This is a genomic window from Shinella sp., assembly GCF_035998705.1.
Lineage (GTDB): Bacteria > Pseudomonadota > Alphaproteobacteria > Rhizobiales > Rhizobiaceae > Shinella.
In genome coordinates, this window is record NZ_DASYHH010000014.1 from 1 (window position 1) to 21,381 (window position 21,381).

Consider the following 21,381-nt stretch of genomic DNA (forward strand, 5'->3'; position numbering starts at 1 on the left):
TTGTGATGCCGCACGGGGTTGCTCCTCTATCGTGTCCGAGATCGTCGCCAAACGCTCGAATACGAGTAGAATCAACACCGTGCACCTTGTCCATTGAATTTAAACCGGACACCAGTGGCTCAAGCCCGAGCATGACGGAGGGGAGGAGGAGCGCGGGACCTTATTGAACGGTGCGGTATACGGACCGGCCGGCTTGGTCCGCCATCCAATCTTCTTTCGTCATCCTCGGGCTCGACCCGAGGATCCACCCGCAAGCAGCTGCGTCAGCCGCGATACCTGGCAAGCACCAGATGGCCGGGGATGGGCTCGCCTTCCTCCATGCGCACCGTGATGTCGGTCATCTCGACGACGTCGAAGCCGGTGTCGTCGAGGCGCTGGCGGACATAGCCGGCGGCGTGCGCGAAACGCTGGTGCGGGCCGACCATGAAGGGGCGGCCGGCGAAGGTCTCTTCCGGCAGCGTTTCCGAGGAGAAGATGAAATGGCCGCCGGCAACGAGATTTTCGCCGGCGCCGAAGAACAGCGGCTCGAGCGCGCCGAGATAGGGCAGCACGTCGGTCGCGGTGATGAGATCGAAGGGCTCGTCGTCGTTGTCGTCGAGGAAATCGACGGCCTCTCCCACGTAGAGCGTCTCGTAGAGATCCTTTTCGTGCGCGACCTCCACCATGTTCTCCGAAAGGTCGACGCCGGTGATGTCTTCCGCCATGTCGCGCAGCGCCCCGCCGGTGAGCCCCGTGCCGCAGCCGAGGTCGAGCACGCGCTTGAACGGGCCGAGACCGAGCGCCTGGAAACGCTGGCGCACGGTGAGCGGCACGCAATAGCCGAGCTGCTCGACCAGCACATTGTCGAAGACGTCGGCATGCTGGTCGAAGAGGGTGGTGACATAGGCGTCCGGCGCCTTTTCCGGCGTCTCGCCGCGGCCCATCGAGGCAAGCCGCACGGCGGCGCCGCCATGGTCCTCGGGGTCGAGCGCCAGCACGTCGGCATAGGCCTTGGCGGCGGCATCGAAATCGCCGGATTTTTCCAGCGAAAGGGCGCGGTTGTAGGCGTCCGCGAGCGCGTCTTCGTCGATCTTGGTCATGCGCGGTCTCTTACGGTCCGCACAGGACTTTTGCAATGGCGATCGCCCGGCCGCGCGGCTGCGTCAGTGAATGATGAACTCGCCCTTCAGCGCGCGATATTCCGAGGCCGAGATCAGCCGGCGGTGGACGTAGCGCACCGAATGCAGCGGTCCGTCCAGTTTCTCCTGCCAGAATTTGAGAAAACGCTTCATCTCCGGGAAATCCGGGGCGAGATCGTAGTGCTGCCAGATATAGGTCTGCAGGAACTGCTGGTGATCCGGCATGCGGTAGAGGATCTGGGCCGTGGTCATGCCATAGCCCTCGAGCTGCATTGCCATGTCGTTCGTCATAGGGACCTCATTGCGTGGTGAATGATGGTCCCTATGATTGAGCGCTTACAGGGTTAATGAAATATTGATTTTTGATGGATAGGGAGAATTTTTCTTTGAAAACAGGGTCTTGGCAGCTCTCGCCTGTGAGTGCTGCCAAGGGTGTCACCGTTTCAGGTGGCGCGTCAGGCGCAGTTCCAGCCAGGCCCAGAGGTTGCGCAGCAGCTCCACGATCAGAAGATACATAAGTGCCGCCCAGAGATAGGCCTGGTAGTCGAAGGTGCGCGAGAAGGCGCGGCGGGTCTCGCCCATCAGATCGAAGACCGTGACGATGGCGACGATGGCCGAGCCCTTGATCATCAGGATGATCTCGTTGCCATAGGGACGCAGTGCCACGATCAGCGCCTGCGGCAGGATCACCTTGAAGAAGGCGACCTTCTTGGGCAGGCCGAGGGCGGCGGCGCCCTCATGCTGGCCGCGCGCCACGCTCTCGATGGCGCCGCGCAGGATTTCGGCCTGGTAGGCGGCGGTGTTGAGCGTGAAGGTCAGCAGCGCGCAGTTCCAGGCATCGCGGAAGAACCACCAGAGGCCGAGCGACTTCAGTTCGGCCGAGAAGCTGCCGAGGCCGTAATAGACGAGGAAGAGCTGGGTGAGCAGCGGCGTGCCGCGGAAGAAATAGACGTAGCCGTAGGCGATCCACGAGAAGACCGGGTTCTTCGACATGCGCGCGAAGGCGAGCGGTAGCGAGATGAGGCCGCCGAGCACCACCGACAGCGCCACGAGCAGCAGCGTGACGCCGAGGCCGGAGAGGTAGCTCGGGCCGTATTTGGTGAACTTTTCCGGATCCCAGCCGCCGACGATCATCAGGAAGATGCCGACGGTCAGCGCCAGCCAGACGCCCATGAAGATGTTGCCGAAGAAGCGGCCGGCGGTGAAGGTTTTCGGTGGGGCCGGCGGTGGCGCCTGCGGCGGGATGAGGGTGGTGACGTAGCTCATCGTGCGGCCTCCGACCGTTTGGCCCAGCTCTCGATACTGGAGAAGACCAGCGAGGATAGGAAGGCGAGCACCAGGAAGAGCAGGCAGGCGATGGCGTAGAACTGGAAGGCTTCCTTGGTGACGCGCGCCGCGACACTCGTCTGGCGCAGGATATCCGGCAGGCCGATGACGGAGACCAGCGCCGTATCCTTGAGAAGCGCCATCCAGAGATTGCCGAGGCCGGGAAGGGCCACGCGGATCAGCTGCGGCAGGACGATGAGCCGCATGGTGCGGCCCTGGTGCAGGCCGAGCGCATACCCCGCCTCGTACTGGCCGCGCGGGATCGCCTTGAAGGCCGACAGCAGCACTTCCGAACAATAGGCGGAAAAGACCACGCCGAGCGCGATCATGCCGGCGAAGAAGGCGTTGATCTCCACCGCGCCGTCATAGCCGATGGCGGCCATGAGGTTCTGCACGAGGATCTGCAGGCCGTAATAGACGATGAAGAGCGTCAGCAGCTCCGGCAGGCCGCGGAAGAGCGTGGTGTAGATGTTTGCCGAAAGCCGCAGCGAGCGTTCTTCCGACTGTTTGGCCAGCGCGATGAAGAAGCCGAAGAACAGGCCGACGGGCAGGGTCGCGATGGCGAGGCTGGCCGTGACCAGGAAGCCGAGCGCGATCTCGTCGCCCCAGCCGGCGTCGCCGCAGGCGAGCAGCGTATTGCCCGCAAAAAGATTGAAGATGCCGACCGGTCCGCAGAGGGGATCGATGATCCCGAGAAATGCGGATACCGCCTCGACGATGGCGGCGAAAAACCCGCTCATGCCAGAAGAACCCCCGATGCGCGCTTCGCGCTTCTTGTTAAGGCGCCTTTTGCGCCCGTCTTTTCTTTATTTGTAAACTCTCAAACAAAAGGAGCGGGAGAGCAAGCCCTCCCGCCCGTGCATTCTGCTGATGGGGTCAGAAAAAAACCGCATGAAGCAGTGTCTGCCGCGATCAGTCGCCGTAGACGTCGAAGGGGAAGTACTTGGCGTTGATTTCCTGATACTTGCCGTTGGCGCGGATCGCCGCGACCGCAGCCGTGAACTTGTCGGCAAGCGCGGTATCGCCCTTGCGAACGGCAACGCCTGCGCCTTCGCCGTTGATGACCGGGTCGATCGGCAGGGTGCCGAGCAGCTTGCAGCAGGCGCCGTCGTCGGTCTTCAGCCATTCGGACAGCACCACCACGTCGTCGATCACGGCGTCGATGCGGCCGTTGGCGATGTCGAGCTTGTACTCGTCTGCCGTCGGGTAGAGCTTGACCTCGGAATCCTTCATATGCGCTTCGGCATAGTTGGAATGGGTCGTCGAGCCCTGGGCGCCGAGCAGCTTGCCGGCGAGTGCTTCCGGGGTGGCTTCCGTGATCTCGCTATCCTTCGGCACGACGATGGCCGGCGGCGTGTTGTAGTACTTCTTGGAGAAGTCGACCTGCTGCTTGCGCTCTTCGGTGATCGACATGGAGGCGATGATCGCGTCGAACTTCTTGGCGATGAGTGCCGGGATGATGCCGTCCCAGTCCTGCGTCACGAAGGTGCATTCGGCCTTCATTTCCTCGCACATCGCCTTGGCGATATCGACGTCGAAGCCGGTCAGCGTGCCGTCGGATTCGAGATTGTTGAAGGGCGGGTAGGCGCCTTCCGTGCCGATCACGATCTTCTCGCCTTCAGCCATCGCCGAGGAGGCGAAGAGGGCGATGACCGCAGCCGAGGCTGCAAGCGTGAAACGTTTGGAAATACGCATTTTGATCCTCTCTATTAAAGGCTCTCGGGTTCTTCTTGTTGTCCGGGCCTTGATGTGAAGCGGGCAGGGCTGCCCGCTTGGGCTGGATAATCGACCGGTTTTCGCCAAAAAATCAACTGGTTTTCCGCCGTCTTTCCGCCCGGTTTGCCCGACAATTTCACGGCCCCTCCACTGGCCGGGCCGGCGGCGCGACCTATCTCCTGCGTCAGCCGGAGCCGTTCAGGCAGGGTTAAGGCGCCGATGGCTAGGCCTTTGGAAGACCATGAAGGGTTCACCCACCGGCCGAAAGAGCCGGATGCACCCCTCTCGATGCAACAGACGGGACACCGTGAGGACAGAAAAATGAGTTTCCGCTCCAGACTATTTGCAACCGTGGCACTGCCGGTGCTGTCGAGCGCGCTGATCGCCACGCCGACGCTCGCCGATGCGCTGATGAAGCCGTTCGAGGTTGCGCAGGAGAGCACCGACCAGGGCCAGCCGAGTGAGGAAGAACTGCTGCTGCAACAGCAGGAGGCACAGCCCCCGGCCGAAGAAGAACAGCAGGACCAGGCCGACGAACAGAAGGCCGCCGAAGAGGCCGAGCGCGCCGCCGACGAACAGAAGGCTGCCGAAGAGGAAGCCCAGCGCGCGGCTGCGGAAGAGCAGCAGGCCGCAGAGGAGGCTGAGAAGGCCGCTGCCGAGCAGAAGGCCGCCGAGGAAGAAGCCCAACGCGCGGCCGCGGAAGAGCAGCAGGCCGCCGAAGAGGCCGAGAAGGCTGCTTCCGAGCAAAAGGCGGCTGACGAGGAAGCCCAGCGCGCCGCCGCAGAAGAGCAGCAACGCCAGGCCGAGGAGCAGAAAGCGGCTGAAGAAGCCGAGAAGACCGCTTCGGACCAGAAGGCGGCCGAGGACGAGGCCCAGCGCGCGGCTGAGGAAGAACAGCAGCGCCAGGCCGAAGAACAGAAGGCTGCGGAAGAGCAGAAGCCTGCCGAAGACCAGCAGGCCGAGCAGCCGGTGGAACAGCCGGATGGCAGCGCCGCCGAAACGACGACGGGTGAAGAGCAGCCGGCGACCACGACCGGCGAAAGCGAACAGCAGCCGACCGCTGGTGAGGGCGAGCAGCCGGCGGTTGCCGGCGAGGAAAAGCCTGCCGAGACCGGCACGGAGCAGCCGGCGACCGCCGAGACCGGCGAGACGCCCGCGACCGAGCCGGTGCCGGAGGTGGTCGACACGCTGACGGAAGAACAGAAGCAGGAGATCGCCGAAGATCCGGGCAAGAGCGACGAGACCGTCGTGCTGCCGGTCGAGAACGGTGCGGCCGTGCTCGACAGCGACAAGGACGCCGATAATTCCGGCGGCCAGAAGAGCCGCGACCAACGCCGCAAGCAGCGCGAGGAATTGCGCGCCCAGGAAGAGGAGGTTCCGGTTCCCGATTCGGACGTTTCCGCCCAGACGGCGATTTCCGAGGAGGTCCGCGAGGCCGTCTCGGGCAAGATCGAGGCGGGCAACAGGGAAGAGGGCAAGCGCGTCAAGCGCGCGCCGGACTTCGAGGTGCCGGAGACGACGAACATCATCAACAACACCGTGATCAACAACACGGTCATCAACAACAACACGACGATCGACAACAGCGTCACGCAGGTCAACGTCATCGAGCGCGTCGAGAACCGCACGGTGCTGGAGGTCGGCGACCAGCTGATCGTGCGCGGCGACGACCGGCCGCGCCTGCGCCGCGATTCGGAAGAGGTCTATTACGACAACCTCGCCCGTGGCCGCGTGCGCGAGACGATCGTGCGCCCCGGCGGCGTGCAGATCGTGACGATCTACAACCGGTACGGCGATATCATCCAGCGCTCGCGCGTCGGCCGGGACGGGCGGGAATATATCCTCGTCTACGCGCCGGAGCTGGAAGACGATTCGCCGCGTCCGGGCCTCGTCGATGTCGGCTACGAGCTGCCGCCGATGCGCCTGCGCATTCCGGTCAGCGACTATATCATCGACACGTCGAGCAATCCGGATCGTGACTATTACGAGTTCCTCTCCGAGCCGCCGGTGGAGCGCGTCGAGCGCGTCTATACGATCGACGAGGTGAAGCACTCGGCCCGCCTGCGCGACAAGGTGCGGCGCATCGACCTCGACACGATCACCTTCGCCACGGCGAGCGCGGACGTGCCGATGTCCCAGGCCCGCACGCTGCGCAGCGTCGCCGACGCCATGCAGAAGGTGCTGGACAAGGATCCGGGCGAGACCTTCCTGATCGAGGGCCACACCGACGCGGTCGGCTCGGACAAGTCGAACCTCGTGCTCTCCGACGAGCGCGCCGAATCGGTCGCGAGCCTGCTCACGGACGTCTACGGCATTCCGCCGGAAAACCTCCAGACGCAGGGTTATGGCGAGCGATTCCTGAAGGTGAAAACCCAGGTCGCCGAGCAGCAGAACCGCCGCGTCACCATCCGCCGAGTGACCACGCTGGTGCGCCCGATGGCACGGGCGAACTGATCGCGCTTTCAAGCGTTCTTATATGGCCGCCGGTTTTTGCCGGCGGCCATATCGCATTCAGCGTGGATTCATCTGCGATGATTTAGCGTCTTTTTGAACAGTGGCAGCTTGCATTGAAACACAAATCCGCCCCAAACCCTGATGCAAGTGCGCCAAACGGTGGCAAACGAGGAAACGCCAATGGTTAAGAGAACAACGCTTCTGGCAACGGTGGCCCTGCCCATCTTTTCGCTGGTCTGGCAGCCGGTAGAGGCAGCCATGGTCCGGCCGTTGCTGCCGCTCGTCGAGAAATCCGATGTCACGAAGGTTCAGAGCGAGGAAGAGGAAATCATTCGCAAGAAGCGCAAGCGCGAGGATGATGGCGGCGGCCAGAACAGGCGCGAACGCAACCGCGAGGCCGAACAGCAGCAGGACAATCGCCAGGAGCGCCGCAAGAAGCGTGAGGCCGAGGGCGACCAGCAGCAGCAGGAAAACCGCCAGGAACGCCGCAAGAAGCAGCGTGAGGCCGAGGGTGATCAGCAGCAGCAGGAAAACCGTCAGGAGCGCCGCAAGAAGCAGCGTGAAGCCGAAGGTGACCTGCAGCAGCAGGAAAACCGCCAGGAGCGTCGCAAGAAGCAGCGTGAGGCGGAAGCCGACCAGCAGCAGCAGGAAAACCGCCAGGAACGCCGCAAGAAGCAGCGTGAAGCGGATCAGCAGCAGCAGGAGCAAAACCAGGGAACCTGGCGCGCTGAGGACCGCAAGGATCAGCGTGAGAAGGAAGCGGACCGCCAAAAGCAGGAAAACACGCAGAAGACCCGTGAAGAACGGCGCCAGAAACAGCGTGACGCCGAGGCGGATCAGCAGCGCCGGGATGCGGACCAGCAGCGTGCCCGCGAGGAACGCCGCAAGAAGCAGCGTGAGGCGGAATCCAACCAGAAGCAGGACGAGCAGAAGGCACGCCAGGAACGCCGCGAGAAGCAGCGCGAGGCCGAGCGGGAAGGCAAGCGTCCGGACGAGACGGCCGGCCGGCCGCGCCGCGAGCGCGACAAGGACCGCGAGCGCATCGCGCGCGATCCGTCCGGCACGACGGACACGATCGAGCTGCCGTTCACCGACGGTGCCGCCGTGCTCGACAGCGACAAGGACTGGGACAACCGCCGCGACCGCTCGCGCGACGAGCTGCGTCGCGAGCGCAAGGAAAAGCGCCGCGACGTGCGCGTGCGTGTTCCCGAATCCGACCGCGATGCGCAGGTCGGCTGGGAGGATCGCGACCGGGTTCGTTACGAATCGGGTGACCGCGAGCGTGGCGAGCGCCGTGATCGCCGGCCGCGCTACGACGAGCGGGACGGCTGGCGCGTCGAGCGTGAAATCGATGATCGCACCGTGATCAATTTCGACGGCGGCATCATCGTGCGCTCCGACGACGGGCGTCGCCTGTCGCGCCGCGCCACGGAGACCTATTACGAGGATCTGCCGAACGGCCGCATCCGCGAGGTCATCGTGCGGCCGAACGGCGACCGCGTCGTCACCATCCGCAACCGCTACGGCGACATCATCCAGCGCTCGCGCATTGATGGCGGCGGCCGCGAATATGTCATGTATTACGCGCCGGAAATCGACCGCGACAGCCGGCCGACCTTCGTCGACCCCGGCGAACGCCTGCCGCCGATGCGCCTGACGATCCCGGTCGATGAATATATCATCGACACGTCGGCCGAAGACGACACGGACTATCGTGCCTTCCTCGATCGTCCACCGGTCGAGCCGGTCGAGCGCGTCTACACGCTCGACGAGGTGAAATATTCCGCCCGTATCCGCGACAAGGTGCGCCGTATCGACCTCGATACGATCACCTTTGCGACCGGCTCGGCGGATATCTCGATGAACCAGGCCTCGACGCTGAAGCGGGTTGCCGACGCGATGAACGAGATCCTCGACAAGGATCCGGGCGAGACCTTCCTGATCGAGGGCCATACGGATGCCGTCGGTTCGGACGAATCGAACCTCGTGCTCTCCGACGAGCGCGCCGAGGCGGTCGCCAACATCCTGACCGACGTCTACGACATCGCGCCGGAAAACCTGGCGACGCAGGGTTACGGCGAGCGCTTCCTGAAGATCGACACGGATGCTGCGGAACAGCTCAACCGCCGCGTCACCATCCGCCGCGTCACGCCGCTGGTGAAGCCGGTGGCGATGGCCGAATAATCGGTCGAGCGATCGAATGCGGAAGGCCGCGGGAGAAATCCCGCGGCCTTCTTTTTGGCGCGAAAAGTTTTTTCTGGCGCTCGCTGCCGGCTCGTTCGCCGCCTGACGGCGACGGCGTCAGGCTGTCGAGGGCTTTGCGAGGCCCGTCACCGCGACGACGAAATCGGCGATGGCTTTCGTGTCGTCGAGGTCGAAGACCGGGAGCGTGGTGTCGGTGACGGGATGATCGGCGGCGATCGCCGCGATATGCGGGTCTTCCGGCGCCAGCGGGATGCGGTTGGCGGCCTCCAGCCGCCGGGCCTCGATCTTCGGGATCGGCTCGCGCTTGTAGCCTTCGATCAGCACGAGGTCGCACGGGGCGAGGCGGGCGAGGATTTCTTCGAAACTCGGCTCCGGCGTGCCGCGCAACTCGTGCGTGATCGCGTAGCGCGTGCCGGAGACGATGGTCACCTCGTGCGCACCGGCCTGGCGGTGGCGGTAGCTGTCGGCGCCGACCTTGTCGATGTCGAAATCGTGGTGGGCGTGTTTGATCGTCGAGACCAGGTAGCCGCGGGCGACGAGCTCGGTTACCAGGCGCACGGCAAGCCCCGTCTTGCCGGAATTCTTCCATCCGGCAATGCCGAAGATCTTTGGCCGCGTCATCGCTCCAGCACCCAGAGCCAGTTTTCCGCCTCGTCGAGATCGTCCGGCGTGTTGATATTGAAGAACGGGTCGAATTCGCCGCGCGGCGTGTCGATCAGCGGAAAGGTGATATCGCGCGCCTGGTGGCGTTCGAGGTAGCTGCGCACCCGCAACGCCCCGCCGCCGGCCAGCCATTCCGAGAGGTCGGTGGCGAGCGTGACCGGCCAGAGGGCGAAGACGGGATGCAGGCCGCTGACCGAGCGGGCGACGGCCATGCGCTCCGGCGTGTCGACGACACGGGCGAGCCGGGCGACGAGATCGGTCGGGAAGAACGGGCTGTCCGTCGGCACGGTGGCGACATGGGTCGCCTCCGGATGGTGGTGTTTGGCGTAATCGAGGGCGGCGAGCACCCCGCCCAGCGGACCGGCGCGCGCGGCATCGAGATCGGCGAAGACCGGCAGTTCCTCGCCGCGCTCGAACAGCACCGGGCCATTGGCATTGACGGCGACGGCCGAGACCTGCGGGCGCAGCCGCCGGGCGGCGCGATCGATGAGGGCGGCGCCGCCGAGACGGATGCGCGCCTTGTCCTGCCCCATGCGGGAGGAAAGCCCGCCGGCGAGGATCACGCCCAATATCGCTTGTGCCGGTGCCATCTCGCTCCTGTCGGCAGGTTGGTCTCATCCGATCTAGTCGGTGCGGCAGCGCCTCGCAACCCTGTCAGGGCGATTCCGGCTTCGACTCCTGTGCGACGGCCGGCACCTGGCGGCGGTTCTCGCGGTAGAAGGTGTACAGGCCGGACGCCACGATGATCAGAACGCCCACCGTCATCCAGATATCCGGCACCTCGCTGAAGAACAGGAAACCGATGGCGATCGCACAGATGAGGCTCGTGTAGCGGAAGGGGGCGATGAAGGAGATTTCGCCGGTGCGCATGGCGATGATGATCGCCTGGTAGCCGACGAGCAGCAGGACGCTGGCAAAGGCTAGCCGGCTAATGACTTCTCCGGACATCGGCTGCCAGCCGCCCATCGGCACGATCAGTGCGCCGCCGACGACGGTGATCGACGTCGCGGTGATGACGCTGATGAAGAGGGTGGACACATCGGGGTCGATGCGGCGGGTGGAGAGATCGCGCGCCGCAGCACCCACGACCGAGGCGATGACATAGACCGCCGCCATCGAAAACCCTTCCGGGCCGGGGCGGATGACGATGAGCACGCCGGCAAAACCCGCAATGATGGCGAGCCACCGCCGCCAGCCGACCTGTTCGCCGAGGAAGAGCGCGGCGCCCAGCGTGACGGCGAGCGGCAGCGCCTGGAGGATCGAGGCGGTATTGGCGAGCGGCATGGCGCCGAGCGCGGATATATAGGCGAGCGAGGCGAGGATTTCGGCGACGAGCCTCAGCATGACGGCCGGCTGCAGCACGACGCGCCAGGAGCCGAGCGCGCCCATCCGCCAGGCGATCAAGACGACGAGCACCGTCGTCATCAGCCCGCGCACGAACATGATCTGGCCGACATTCATGGCGCCGGTGACGGATTTGACCAGCGCGTCGTTGCAGGTGAAGCCGGCCATGGCGACCACCATGAACAGGGCGCCCTTGGCATTTGCGGAGGAGTTCATGCGGGTGATTCCAGGCGATCGTCCTTCCCTCATAGGCACATTGTCGACCGGGTGCCATCGCTAGATCGACTGGAACAAAAGGGATGGTTGCCGAAGGAAGCGGCGAATGAGCGTGTTTTGGGCAGAAAACCACGACGATTTCGGCGCAACAGCTTGAATTTCTGCCGCTTTGGCGAAGCATTTCATTAAGCTTCCCCACCTATCGTTGCGTCATCCCAATGAACGATCGCATGATGCGACGGGTGAGGGCAGGCCGCCTGGTGGAAGATCGGCCGAATGCCCCGACATGAAGTGCCGGCCGCGCTCCCGATGGTGAGCCGAGCGGCCCCTTCGGCTTTGACGGACACCCGACGGGATCTTGGTCGTCATAAAAACGTCGGGGAACCCATGTCCTTCATTGACCGCCTGCTCCAGCAGCGCCGCATCGTTACAAAGGTGCTGCTGTTCGTCATTCCTCTCGTCGCGCTGATCGCCGGTATCGGCCTTGTCGGTTATTTCACCGCGAGCACGCTGAACGGTCACATGACGGTCACCCGCGAGACGATCAACAGTCTGTCGCATTTCCAGAACCTGCGCACCGGATTGCAGGATTTCGTCGACAAGCCGAGCTCGCAGACGCGGGACGCGCTCTCCGCCCGGATCGACGAGCAGGATGCCGGCATCCACGATCTCGACGCGCTGCTGCCCGATGCGGGCGAAAAGGCGAAGATCGCCTCCGTCGTGGCGCTGGCCGGCACCATGCGCGCCCAGACCGAAACGCTCTGGGCGATCGACCAGGAGCGCAACGCCGTGACCGCGGAGCTGGAAGGCTCGCTTGCGGCGATGGCCAAGGACGGCGCCTTTGCCGAAAAGCAGATCGGCGTCATCCGCAGCGAATCGGGCGAGAAGGAAGCCTTCGCCAAGGCGCTGCTGTTCGATGCCGCCGCCTACCAGGGTCTCGCCGAACGCATCGGCAAGTTCCGCAAGCCCGTCGCGCTGGCGATGAAGCCGGAGGACAAGGTGAAGGCGGCCGAGACCTACCTGCCGCAGCTTCTGAAGCAGCTTGCCGAATCCAAGGCGATCGCCTCGCCGAAGGCGCTGGAACAGATCAAGGTCTTCGAAGCGGAAGTCGCCGCGGTGCAGGCCATCCTTGCAGGCACCGACGACGCGGAGGCCAAGAAGGTGAAGTTCGTGCCGGTGCTTTCCAAGCTGGCAAAATTCGATGCCGATTTCCTGAAGGAAGCCGGCAAGAACTCCGACACCGCCGCCAAGCGCTTCGTCGGCATGGACGCCGAGATCGTGCTGCTCAAGACGCTGATCACGCTGATGGGCGACACGTTCAAGGGCATCGACGAAACCCGCCTGCATATCAGCGAGCTTCACCGCAAGCTCGACCAGCCGAGCCGTGACGCCGTGCTCGCGGATGTGAAGGCCGTAGCCGCGAGTGCCGCCGAACTGGCAAAGCTCGGCACGAAGAATGCGGCGCTGCGCGATCTTTCGGACAAGCTCGCGCCCTCGCTCGCCAAGATCGAGAAGGGCACGCAGGACCTGATTTCCGTCGGCGAAAAATGGCAGGCCGCGCGCGTCGCCGCCTCCGCTTCGGTGGCGGATGCCAGCCAGACCCTCGAACAGTTCGTGTCGAGCGCCCAGGAGGCCGGCAAGAAGGACAGCCAGCGTTCGGCCAATGTCTCGATCATCGCCATGGTCGCCGGCACGCTGCTTGCCATCATCGGCGGCCTGATGCTCGTCGAGACGCTGCGCGGACCGCTCCGGCGCGTCAACGAGGCCATGTCGCGGCTGGCAAGCGGCGATCTCGACATCAGCATCGACGGCCGCAACCGCGGCGACGAGATCGGCGACATGGTGCGCTCCGTCGCCGTCTTCCGCGATGCCGCGCGCGAAAACGTGCGCCTCGAACAGGAAGCGGAAACCCAGCGCCAGCTGACGGCCGAGGAGCAGGCGCGCCGCGCCAGCGAGCAGGCCCGCATCGAAGCCGACCAGACCGAGGCGCTGACCGCGCTTTCCGACGTGCTCGGCCAGCTTGCCGCCGGCAATCTCGAAGAGAGCATGACGGAGGCGCTCGCCGCCGAATATGTCGCCATGGCCCGCACCTACAACAACGCCGTCGAGGCGCTGCGCGTCACACTGTCGGACGTTCGTGCGACGACGGTCGAGATCAACGGCGGCACCGGCAACCTCGCCACCTCCGCCGACGATCTGGCGCGGCGCACCGAACAGCAGGCGGCAGCGCTGGAGGAAAGCTCGCGGGCCCTGCGCCAGCTGACCGAGATCGTCCGCTCCACCGCCGAGAGCGCCCAGAAGACGGCGGTCTCGGTCGACGAGACGCACAGCTATGCCAAGCGTTCCGGCGAGGTCGTGTCCAAGGCCGTCGACGCCATGGACCAGATCAAGAAGTCCTCGGAGAAGATCAGCACGATCATCGGCGTCATCGACGAGATCGCCTTCCAGACCAACCTTTTGGCACTGAATGCCGGGGTGGAAGCGGCGCGCGCCGGCGAGGCGGGCCGTGGCTTTGCGGTCGTCGCGCAGGAAGTGCGCGAGCTTGCCCAGCGTTGCGCGGGTGCGGCCCGCGAGATCAAGGGCCTGATCTCCGACAGCTCGGCGCAGGTCCGCAACGGCGTCTCGCTCGTCACCGAGACCGGCGAGGCGCTGACGGTCATCAACGAGCACATCTCGTCGATCCACACGCTTGTCGGCAAGATCGAGGCCGCCGCCGCCGCGCAGTACGAGGGCATCAACGAGGTGAACCAGGCCGTCCACCAGGTCGAGCTCATCACGCAGCAGAACGCGGCGATGGTGGAGGAGAACACCGCGGAAATCCACGGCCTGCGCCGCCGCGTCGAAAACCTCAACGAGAAGATCGACCACTTCAAGACGCGCGATCTCGACACCCGGGACGGTTTCGGGCGGCAGCACTACGCGGCCTGAGTGTAGGCTCTTTTGGGAATGAAAAGGCCGGGCGAAAGCCCGGCCTTTTTGGGCAGCGCTCAGCCGCCGGTAACGCTCATGTGGCGGGCGACGGCCGGGCGGTTGCGGCGGTCGATGATGAAATCGTGGCCCTTCGGCTTTCGGCCGATCGCCTCGTCGATCGCCTGCGAAAGCAGGGCGTCGTCCTCGGACGCGCGCAGCGGCAGGCGCAGGTCCGCCGCGTCGTTCTGGCCGAGGCACATATAGAGCGTGCCGGTGCAGGTGAGGCGCACGCGATTGCAGCTTTCGCAGAAATTATGCGTCATCGGCGTAATGAAGCCGAGGCGGCCGCCGGTCTCCGTGACGGTGACGTAACGTGCCGGCCCGCCGGTGCGGTAGGCGTTTTCGGTGAGCGTGAACTCGTCCGCAAGCCGCGCGCGCATTTCGGACAGCGGCAGGTAGCGGTCGGTGCGGTCTTCCTCGATCTCGCCCATCGGCATGGTCTCGATGAGCGTGAGGTCCATGCCGCGGCCATGCGCCCAGCGCATCAGCTCGGGGATTTCCCGGTCGTTGAAATCCTTGAGGGCGACGGCGTTGATCTTGATCTTAAGGCCTGCGGCCTGCGCCGCATCGATGCCTTCCATGACCTTCGAAAGCTCGCCCCAGCGGGTGATCGTCTTGAATTTCTGCGGATCGAGCGTGTCGAGCGAGACGTTGATGCGCCGCACGCCGCAATCGGCAAGCTCGGCCGCGTGTTTGGCGAGCTGGGAGCCGTTGGTCGTCAGCGTCAGTTCGTCGAGGCGGCCGTCCTGCACCTGGTGGCCGAGTTCGCGCACGAGATGCATGATGTTCTTGCGCACCAGCGGCTCGCCGCCGGTCAGCCGCAGCTTGCGCACGCCCTTGGCGATGAAGGCGGAACAGAGCCGGGTAAGCTCTTCCAGCGTCAGCAGGTCCTTCTTCGGTAGGAAGGTCATGTTTTCCGCCATGCAATAGGTACAGCGGAAATCGCAGCGGTCCGTCACCGAGACGCGCAGATAGGTGATCGCCCGCCCGAAGGGGTCGATCATCGGTGCGTCGGACTGCGCGATGCGGCCCGCGCCATCCCATGGTCCTGCAAACGAATTCAAAATACAGCCTCCGTTCCCGTTTATGTCGTGCGCGCGAGGCGCAGCGTCAAGCCGGTGCGGTGATTATGACAGCATTTTCCGCCTTGCACATCCCCGGCTTGCGGCATAGTCCTTCGCGCAAAGGCGATGGAAAGGGAATGGCATGAGCGATCTGTGGCCGACGGAACTGCGGGTCTCCAAGGACCGCCAGCGCCTCGTCGTGACGTTCAACGACAATCAGAGTTTCGACCTTTCGGCGGAACTTTTGCGCGTGCTTTCGCCGTCTGCGGAGGTGCAGGGCCATGGGCCGGGCCAGAAGGTGACGGTGCCGGGAAAACGCAACGTCGCGATCATCTCCATGGTCCCGACCGGCAATTATGCCGTGCGCATCGGCTTCGACGACCTTCACGATACTGGTATCTTCACGTGGTCCTATCTGCGCGAACTCGGGGAAAAGGGCGCGGAGCTCTTCGCCGGATACGAACGCGACCTTGCGGAGAAAGGCATGAGCCGCGATATGTCGGAGAAACCGCGGTAACATTTCGGACTGCCTCCACGAAGGTAGCGTCCACCGACAGATTAACGGGAGATGCCCCTTTGGCAGAAGCGAATGCGAATGATCTCACCCAGGTCGTCGTCCTGCTGGCGGCGGGTGTCGCGGCGGTGCCGATCTTCAAGAAGATCGGGCTCGGCTCCGTGCTCGGCTACCTGGCGGCCGGCCTGGCGATCGGCCCCTTCGGGCTCGGCCTCTTCGCCGATCCGCAGGCGATCATCCATGTCGCCGAACTCGGCGTGGTGATGTTCCTGTTCATCATCGGCCTCGAAATGCAGCCCTCGCGGCTCTGGGGCATGCGCAAGGACATCTTTGGGTTGGGCGCCATCCAGGTGATGGGCGCCATGGCGGCGCTGACCTGCATCGGGCTCTCCTTCGGCTTCCCGCTCATTCCCTCCTTCGTCGCCGGCACCGGCTTCGTCCTCACCTCCACCGCCATCGTCATGCAGATGCTGCAGGAGCGCGGCACCCTGTCGACGCTGAAGGGCCAGCGCATCATCGCGATCCTGCTCTTCGAGGATCTCGCCATCGTGCCGCTGCTCGCCATCGTCGTGCTGCTCGGCACGGGCGGTGCTGCCACGGACGCCTCCGATCGCTGGCTTTCGATCGGCATCGCCATCGGCGCCATCGTGGCGCTGGTGCTGGCGGGGCGCTACCTGCTCAACCCGCTGTTTCGCGTGCTGGCAGCGTCCGGCGCGCGCGAGGTGATGACGGCGGCGGCGCTGCTCGTGGTGCTCGGTTCGGCGCTCGCCATGCAGGTCTCCGGCCTGTCGATGGCGATGGGCGCCTTCCTTGCCGGCGTGCTGCTCTCCGAATCGTCGTTCCGCCACCAGCTCGAAGCCGATATCGAGCCGTTCCGCGGCATCCTGCTCGGCCTGTTCTTCCTTGGTGTCGGCATGGCGATCGACCTCTCGGTCATCGCCGCCAACTGGCAGCTCGTGGTGGCGAGCGTCGTCGGCTATATGATCGCCAAGATCCTGATCATCTATCTGGTCGCCCGCATGCTCGGCACCTGCCACGCCGAGAGCCTGGACCGCGCCGTGCTAATGGCGCAGGGCGGCGAATTCGCCTTCGTGCTCTATGCGGCGGCCGTTTCCGCCGGCATTTTCGACGGCGAGGACAATGCCATCCTGACGGCGACCATCATCATCTCGATGGTGCTGACGCCGCTGATGGTCATCCTGCACGACCGCGTCGTGCCGAAGCAGCAGCCTTCCACCGAGGGGCTGACGCTGCCGGAGAATGTCGAGGGCACGGTGCTGATGATCGGTTTCGGCCGCTTCGGCCAGATCGTCAGCCAGCCGCTGCTCGCCCGAGGCTACACGCTCTCGCTGATCGACAAGGATGCGGAATTCGTGCGCGACGCCGCCGAATTCGGCTTCAAGGTCTATTACGGCGACGGCTCGCGCATCGATATCCTGCATGCCGCGGGTGCGGCGACCGCCAAGGCGATCCTCATCTGCGTCGACGACAAGGAGGCGGCGGTGAAGATCGCGCAGATCGTGCACGAGGAGTTTCCGCTGGTGCCGCTTCTGGCGCGCGCATTCGACCGCGGTCATGCGATCGACCTCATCCATGCGGGCGTCGATTACCAGCTCCGCGAGACCTTCGAATCGGCCATCGTCTTCAGCCGCGAGACGCTGAAGGCGCTCGGCGAGGACGAGGATCTCGCCATCGAAGTGGTCGAGGAGTTCCGCGATGTCGACCGCGAGCGCCTGGCGCTCGAAACCGTCGGCGGCATCTATGCCGGTCGCCAGCTCGTGCGCGGCAATGCGCAGCCGGCCGATCTCGTCGCGGCGCGCACCGCCCGCGAGCGCGCGGCCGCGGAGGAGGAGCGCGAGCGCCGCGAAAGGGAACAGCAGGAAGAGGCCGGCTGACGACGGATCGGGCTTGCCTTCGCGCGCCGGTTGGTTTCCCATGGGATCGACGCCGCCCGGCTCGACCACTTGCACATCCTACTTGCACAGGGACCCGCCCGCATGACGGCGAACAACGACGAACGCTTCGCCCATTCCGCTTGTCTGCGTGCCCGGGGAACAGCACAGGAAGGCAAGGTCGGCTTTGCCGAACTGTTCTTCGACCTGGTCTTCGTGCTGACCATCATCCAGCTTTCCCATTCGCTGGCGGCGCATTATTCGGCGCTCGGCCTCGTCGAGGCGGCGATGCTGACGCTCGCGGTCTGGTGGGTGTGGATCTACACGACCTGGGCGACCAACTGGCTCGATCCCGACAAGGCGCCGGTGCGCATCCTGCTCTTCGTGCTGATGTTCCTCGGCCTGATGCTGTCGGTCGCCATTCCGGTCGCCTTTAGCACCGGCGGCCTGCTCTTTGCGCTCACCTATGTCGCCATGCAGGTCGGCCGCTCGGCCTTCACCGCCTATGTGATGCGGCGCGACTGGCCGGAAAACAGCCGCAACTTCATCCGCATCACCGCCTGGTCGGCCTTTGCCGCGGTGTTCTGGATCGCCGGCGCCTTCGTCGAGGAGGAGGCGCGGCTGGCGCTCTGGCTGCTGGCGCTCGGCATCGAATACAGCGCGCCGGCGCTCGGCTTCGTCACGCCCCGCATCGGGCGATCGTCGGTCAGCGACTGGCAGGTCTCCGGCGAGCATATTTCGGAGCGCTGCGCGCTCTTCGTCATCATCTGCCTCGGCGAGACGATCCTCGTCACCGGCCGCACGGTCGCCGGCATGGAGCTGCTCGACGGCTTCACCATCCTCCTGCTCGCCACCGCCTTCTTCTCGACCGCCACCATGTGGTGGATCTACTTCCGCTTCGGCCATGGCGAGGCGGCGCACCTGATCGAGCATTCGGCGACGCCGGGGCGCGTCGCACGGCTTGCCTTCACCTATGCCCATATCCCGATCGTCGGCGGCATCATCCTGTCGGCCGTGGCGGAGGAGTTCGCGCTCGCCCATCCGTTTGGACATGTCGATTTCAAGACGGCGAGCGCCATCCTCGGCGGGCCGATCGTCTTCCTTTCCGGCAATACCTGGTTCAAGCGGGCGGTGCGCGGGCGGGCGCCGCTGTCGCATCTCGCCGGCATCGGCGCGCTTCTCCTGCTCACCGCGGCCGTTCCCTTCGTCGAACCCTACCAGCTCTTCATGGCGGCTTCCGCGGTGCTGTTCGGCGTGGCGCTCTGGGAGTTCCAGTCGCTGAAATCGACGCGGGCGGATGCCGTCGCCAAGGTCTAGGCGTCTTCGGCGACGTCCATCGTCTGGAGGATGCGGATGATGTCCTCCATCGATTCGGCGACCTGAAGGCAGCGGTCTTCCGGCGTCTGCGACAGGATGCGGTCGATCAGGCCGGTCTGGATGATCATCGCCTGTTCGGTGAGGCTGCGGCCGGCCTGCGTCAACGACAGGCGCAGCACGCGCTTGTCCTTCGCGTCGGCCTTGCGCAGGATCAGGTCGCGCTTTTCGAGCTGCGGCAGCAGCATGCTCATGTTCGAGCGGCCGACCAGCAGTTTGCGGGCCAGCTCCTGTTGCGAAATGCCGTCGAAGCGGTAGAGGTTGACCAGGATATCGAGATGCGGCGGCTTGATGCCGAGATCGGCGATCGCCCGCGTCACCGCCTGCTGCATCAGCTGGCAGGCGCGCGCCACGCCGATCCAGCTGCGAAAGCGCGGATGATCCCAGGGGAAGGCTTGATTTTTGTTCATCGTTGTACTTTATTGTTCAGCATTGAACATTTTTATGGATTCCCACTATGGCATCCTTTGGCTTGAAGGTCATCCGGCTGGCGCTCCAGGGTGCCGCCGCCATCTCTCCTGCCGCGGCCGGCCGCGCCGCGTTCCGGCTGTTTGCGACGACGCCCGGCCGCCGGCCGCGCACGGCGAAGGAGAAGGAACTGTTCGCCCGCTCCGAGGGCTGGATGCGGCAGGCCGAGCGCGTGACGCTTGCCTTTGCCGGCGGCACTGCCGTCGCGCACCGCTTTGCCGCACGACCTTGCCAGACCTTTTCCGGCCGGGTGCTGGTGGTGCATGGCTGGGGTTCGCGCGCGGCCTATCTCTCGACGTTGACGGAGGCGCTGGTCGCCGCCGGCCACGAGGTGGTGGCGCTCGACCTGCCGGGCCATGGCGCCTCGCGCGGGCGCACGCTGACGCTGCCCATGGCGGTCCGGGCGATCGACGCGGCCTGGCAGCGGTTCGGCGGCTTCGACTATTTCTGCGGCCATTCCTTCGGCGGCGCGTCGCTTGCCTGCGCGGCGAGCGGCCTCGTGCCGTCGGTTCCCGCGCACCGGCCGCGCCGGCTGGTCACCATCGGCTCGCCCAGCGAAATGACGTGGCTGTTCAAGGATCTCGGCCGGTTCCTGAAGCTCGGGGCCAAGGCCCAGCTGGCGCTGGAAAGCCATGTGGAAAAGATTGCCGGCGCGCCGCTTTCGGCCTTCGATGCGGCGAACGGGGCCGGGCGGTTGAAGGTGCCGATGCTCGTGCTGCATGCGGAAGACGACAAGGAGGTGCCGGCGCTGCATGCCCGGCGTTATGCCGCTTCGGGGCCGAATGTCACCCTCGAATGGGCGAACGGCTTCGGCCACCGCCGCATCGTCTCCGCCGAGCCGGTGATCGACCGCATCGTGCGTTTCCTCGCCGAGGACGGGCAACGCATTGCCGCCTGACGGCCTTTTCGTCATGAACCTGTCATGCGAAGGTGCGATGCGCCGGGAACGGCAAGCAGCACAGGAGGCAAGCATGACCATCGTCACCTCGGTCGACCAGTTGAACACGCTTTACGGCGAACCGGGCGAAGCTTCGCTCGTCAAGGTGACGGATTTCCTGCTGCCGGAATATCGCGTGATGATCGAGGCCTCGCCCTTCATGGCGCTCGCCACCGTCGGGCCGGAAGGGCTCGATTGCTCGCCGCGCGGCGATGCCGGCGCCGTCATCCATATCGAGGACGAGCGCACGCTGATGCTGCCCGACTGGCGCGGCAACAACCGCATCGATTCGCTCTCCAATATCGTGCGCGACCCGCGGGTGGCGCTGATGTTTCTCATTCCCGGTTCCAACACGACCATGCGCCTCAACGGCCGCGCCGTGGTGCGCATCGACCCGGCGCTCACCGGGCGCTTCGTGATGGACGGCAGGCACCCGCGCTCCGTCGTGGTGATCACGATCGAGGAGGTCTATTCGCAATGCGCCCGCGCCGTTCTGCGCGCCGACCTCTGGAACCCGGAGAAGTTCCGCGATACTGCCTGCCTGCCGACCGTGGGCCAGATGCTCGCCTCGGCCAAGAAGGGTTTCGACGGCGCCGCCTATGACCGGGAATGGCCGGGACGCGCCGCCAAGACGATGTGGTGAGCGGCAGCGAATATCCTGCCGCCCCGACCCGTCTTGTTATCGATTGAATGCGGCCACGGCCGACAAGTGGAGTTGGAAATGCGGACAGGAATTTTTGCGGCGGCATTCGCCGCTATGCTTGCGGCTTCGGCCGGAGCGGCCAAGGCGGACGAGCTGATCGAAAGCTACGGCGCCTATATCGGCCAGGACGATCTCTACAACTCCAGCAACGAGCGCCTGACCCAGCCCTGGCAGGTCATCCGGCAGGACCGCGCCAATGTGCACCGTTTTGGCGTGCGCCAGCCCGGCGACGACCTCGACGGCTTCTTCGCCTCGCCGCGCAATCGCGAGCTTGCCGAGCGCATGATCCGCAGCGGCCAGATCAACGGCCAGGCCGCACGCCGGCTGCTCAATGGCGACGTGCAGATCCATGTGGAAATCTGGCGTGGCGGTGGAGGCGATTATATCAACATTTCCGTGGACTAAGCGCGCGCTCGC

The 21,381-nt window shown here is 65.0% G+C and carries 19 protein-coding genes; 9 read left to right on the forward strand and 10 right to left on the reverse strand.

The annotated features are described in order from the left end of the window. Positions 1-263: 263 nt before the first annotated feature. From VGN93_RS11575 to VGN93_RS11595, 5 genes are all read right to left on the reverse strand, one after another. The gene (locus VGN93_RS11575; RefSeq protein ID WP_319323191.1) at positions 264-1,079 is read right to left on the reverse strand and encodes a class I SAM-dependent DNA methyltransferase; all 816 of its coding nucleotides are present in this window, start codon (positions 1,077-1,079) and stop codon (positions 264-266) included. A 63-nt stretch (positions 1,080-1,142) separates the two neighbouring features. Next, a complete protein-coding gene (locus VGN93_RS11580; RefSeq protein ID WP_319323189.1) occupies positions 1,143-1,409 on the reverse strand; it encodes an aspartate-semialdehyde dehydrogenase in 267 nt (88 codons plus the stop codon). A gap of 144 nt (positions 1,410-1,553) precedes the next feature. After that, positions 1,554-2,384 carry an ABC transporter permease gene (locus tag VGN93_RS11585; RefSeq protein WP_256115590.1) on the reverse strand — a complete coding sequence of 277 codons (831 nt, stop codon included), beginning with the start codon at positions 2,382-2,384 and terminating at the stop codon, positions 1,554-1,556. Further along, positions 2,381-3,184, reverse strand: a complete 804-nt coding sequence (locus VGN93_RS11590) for an ABC transporter permease (RefSeq protein WP_319323185.1) — start codon at positions 3,182-3,184, stop codon at positions 2,381-2,383. Before VGN93_RS11590 ends, VGN93_RS11585 begins: the two co-directional genes overlap by 4 nt. A gap of 172 nt (positions 3,185-3,356) precedes the next feature. After that, on the reverse strand, positions 3,357-4,139 hold the full coding sequence (locus VGN93_RS11595; protein WP_319323183.1) for an ABC transporter substrate-binding protein: 783 nt from the start codon (positions 4,137-4,139) through the stop codon (positions 3,357-3,359). A 342-nt stretch (positions 4,140-4,481) separates the two neighbouring features. Between VGN93_RS11595 and VGN93_RS11600 the strand changes: the two genes are divergently transcribed. Next, the gene (locus VGN93_RS11600) at positions 4,482-6,614 is read left to right on the forward strand and encodes an OmpA family protein (protein ID WP_327507600.1); all 2,133 of its coding nucleotides are present in this window, start codon (positions 4,482-4,484) and stop codon (positions 6,612-6,614) included. 180 nt (positions 6,615-6,794) lie between these two features. Continuing rightward, positions 6,795-8,798: an OmpA family protein gene (locus VGN93_RS11605; protein ID WP_327507601.1), complete on the forward strand. Its 2,004-nt coding sequence runs from the start codon at positions 6,795-6,797 to the stop codon at positions 8,796-8,798. Positions 8,799-8,915: 117 nt separating this feature from the next. On the opposite strand, the gene mobB is transcribed toward VGN93_RS11605, so the two are convergent. From mobB to VGN93_RS11620, 3 genes are all read right to left on the reverse strand, one after another. Next, positions 8,916-9,440 (reverse strand): molybdopterin-guanine dinucleotide biosynthesis protein B, encoded by a 525-nt coding sequence (gene mobB / locus VGN93_RS11610; protein WP_327507602.1) that lies wholly within the window; start codon positions 9,438-9,440, stop codon positions 8,916-8,918. Next, on the reverse strand, positions 9,437-10,072 hold the full coding sequence (gene mobA / locus VGN93_RS11615) for a molybdenum cofactor guanylyltransferase MobA (RefSeq protein ID WP_327507603.1): 636 nt from the start codon (positions 10,070-10,072) through the stop codon (positions 9,437-9,439). Before mobA ends, mobB begins: the two co-directional genes overlap by 4 nt. 64 nt (positions 10,073-10,136) lie before the next feature. Then, positions 10,137-11,042: a DMT family transporter gene (locus tag VGN93_RS11620; protein WP_327507604.1), complete on the reverse strand. Its 906-nt coding sequence runs from the start codon at positions 11,040-11,042 to the stop codon at positions 10,137-10,139. 387 nt (positions 11,043-11,429) lie between these two features. Between VGN93_RS11620 and VGN93_RS11625 the strand changes: the two genes are divergently transcribed. Then, positions 11,430-13,970, forward strand: a complete 2,541-nt coding sequence (locus VGN93_RS11625; RefSeq protein WP_319323167.1) for a methyl-accepting chemotaxis protein — start codon at positions 11,430-11,432, stop codon at positions 13,968-13,970. Positions 13,971-14,029: 59 nt separating this feature from the next. On the opposite strand, the gene moaA is transcribed toward VGN93_RS11625, so the two are convergent. Continuing rightward, positions 14,030-15,016, reverse strand: coding sequence for a GTP 3',8-cyclase MoaA (moaA, locus tag VGN93_RS11630; protein WP_327507725.1), 987 nt, complete (start codon positions 15,014-15,016; stop codon positions 14,030-14,032). Positions 15,017-15,218: 202 nt separating this feature from the next. On the opposite strand from moaA, the gene VGN93_RS11635 reads away from it, so the two are divergent. From VGN93_RS11635 to VGN93_RS11645, 3 genes are all read left to right on the forward strand, one after another. Further along, positions 15,219-15,593 (forward strand): DUF971 domain-containing protein, encoded by a 375-nt coding sequence (locus VGN93_RS11635; protein ID WP_327507605.1) that lies wholly within the window; start codon positions 15,219-15,221, stop codon positions 15,591-15,593. 59 nt (positions 15,594-15,652) lie between these two features. Next, on the forward strand, positions 15,653-17,485 hold the full coding sequence (locus VGN93_RS11640) for a monovalent cation:proton antiporter-2 (CPA2) family protein (RefSeq protein WP_327507606.1): 1,833 nt from the start codon (positions 15,653-15,655) through the stop codon (positions 17,483-17,485). A 102-nt stretch (positions 17,486-17,587) separates the two neighbouring features. Then, positions 17,588-18,799 carry a low temperature requirement protein A gene (locus tag VGN93_RS11645; protein WP_327507607.1) on the forward strand — a complete coding sequence of 404 codons (1,212 nt, stop codon included), beginning with the start codon at positions 17,588-17,590 and terminating at the stop codon, positions 18,797-18,799. On the opposite strand, the gene VGN93_RS11650 is transcribed toward VGN93_RS11645, so the two are convergent. Further along, on the reverse strand, positions 18,796-19,266 hold the full coding sequence (locus VGN93_RS11650) for a MarR family transcriptional regulator (RefSeq protein ID WP_327507608.1): 471 nt from the start codon (positions 19,264-19,266) through the stop codon (positions 18,796-18,798). The genes VGN93_RS11645 and VGN93_RS11650 overlap by 4 nt on opposite strands. Before the next feature lie 47 nt (positions 19,267-19,313). Here VGN93_RS11650 and VGN93_RS11655 point away from each other — a divergent pair, with 47 nt between their 5' ends. The 3 genes from VGN93_RS11655 to VGN93_RS11665 all read left to right on the forward strand — a co-directional run bounded on the left by VGN93_RS11655 (position 19,314) and on the right by VGN93_RS11665 (position 21,369). Then, positions 19,314-20,222 (forward strand): alpha/beta hydrolase, encoded by a 909-nt coding sequence (locus VGN93_RS11655; protein ID WP_327507609.1) that lies wholly within the window; start codon positions 19,314-19,316, stop codon positions 20,220-20,222. A 73-nt stretch (positions 20,223-20,295) separates the two neighbouring features. Continuing rightward, on the forward strand, positions 20,296-20,904 hold the full coding sequence (locus VGN93_RS11660; RefSeq protein ID WP_327507610.1) for a pyridoxamine 5'-phosphate oxidase family protein: 609 nt from the start codon (positions 20,296-20,298) through the stop codon (positions 20,902-20,904). Positions 20,905-20,982: 78 nt separating this feature from the next. Beyond that, positions 20,983-21,369: a hypothetical protein gene (locus tag VGN93_RS11665; protein ID WP_327507611.1), complete on the forward strand. Its 387-nt coding sequence runs from the start codon at positions 20,983-20,985 to the stop codon at positions 21,367-21,369. The last annotated feature ends 12 nt before the right edge of the window (positions 21,370-21,381 follow it).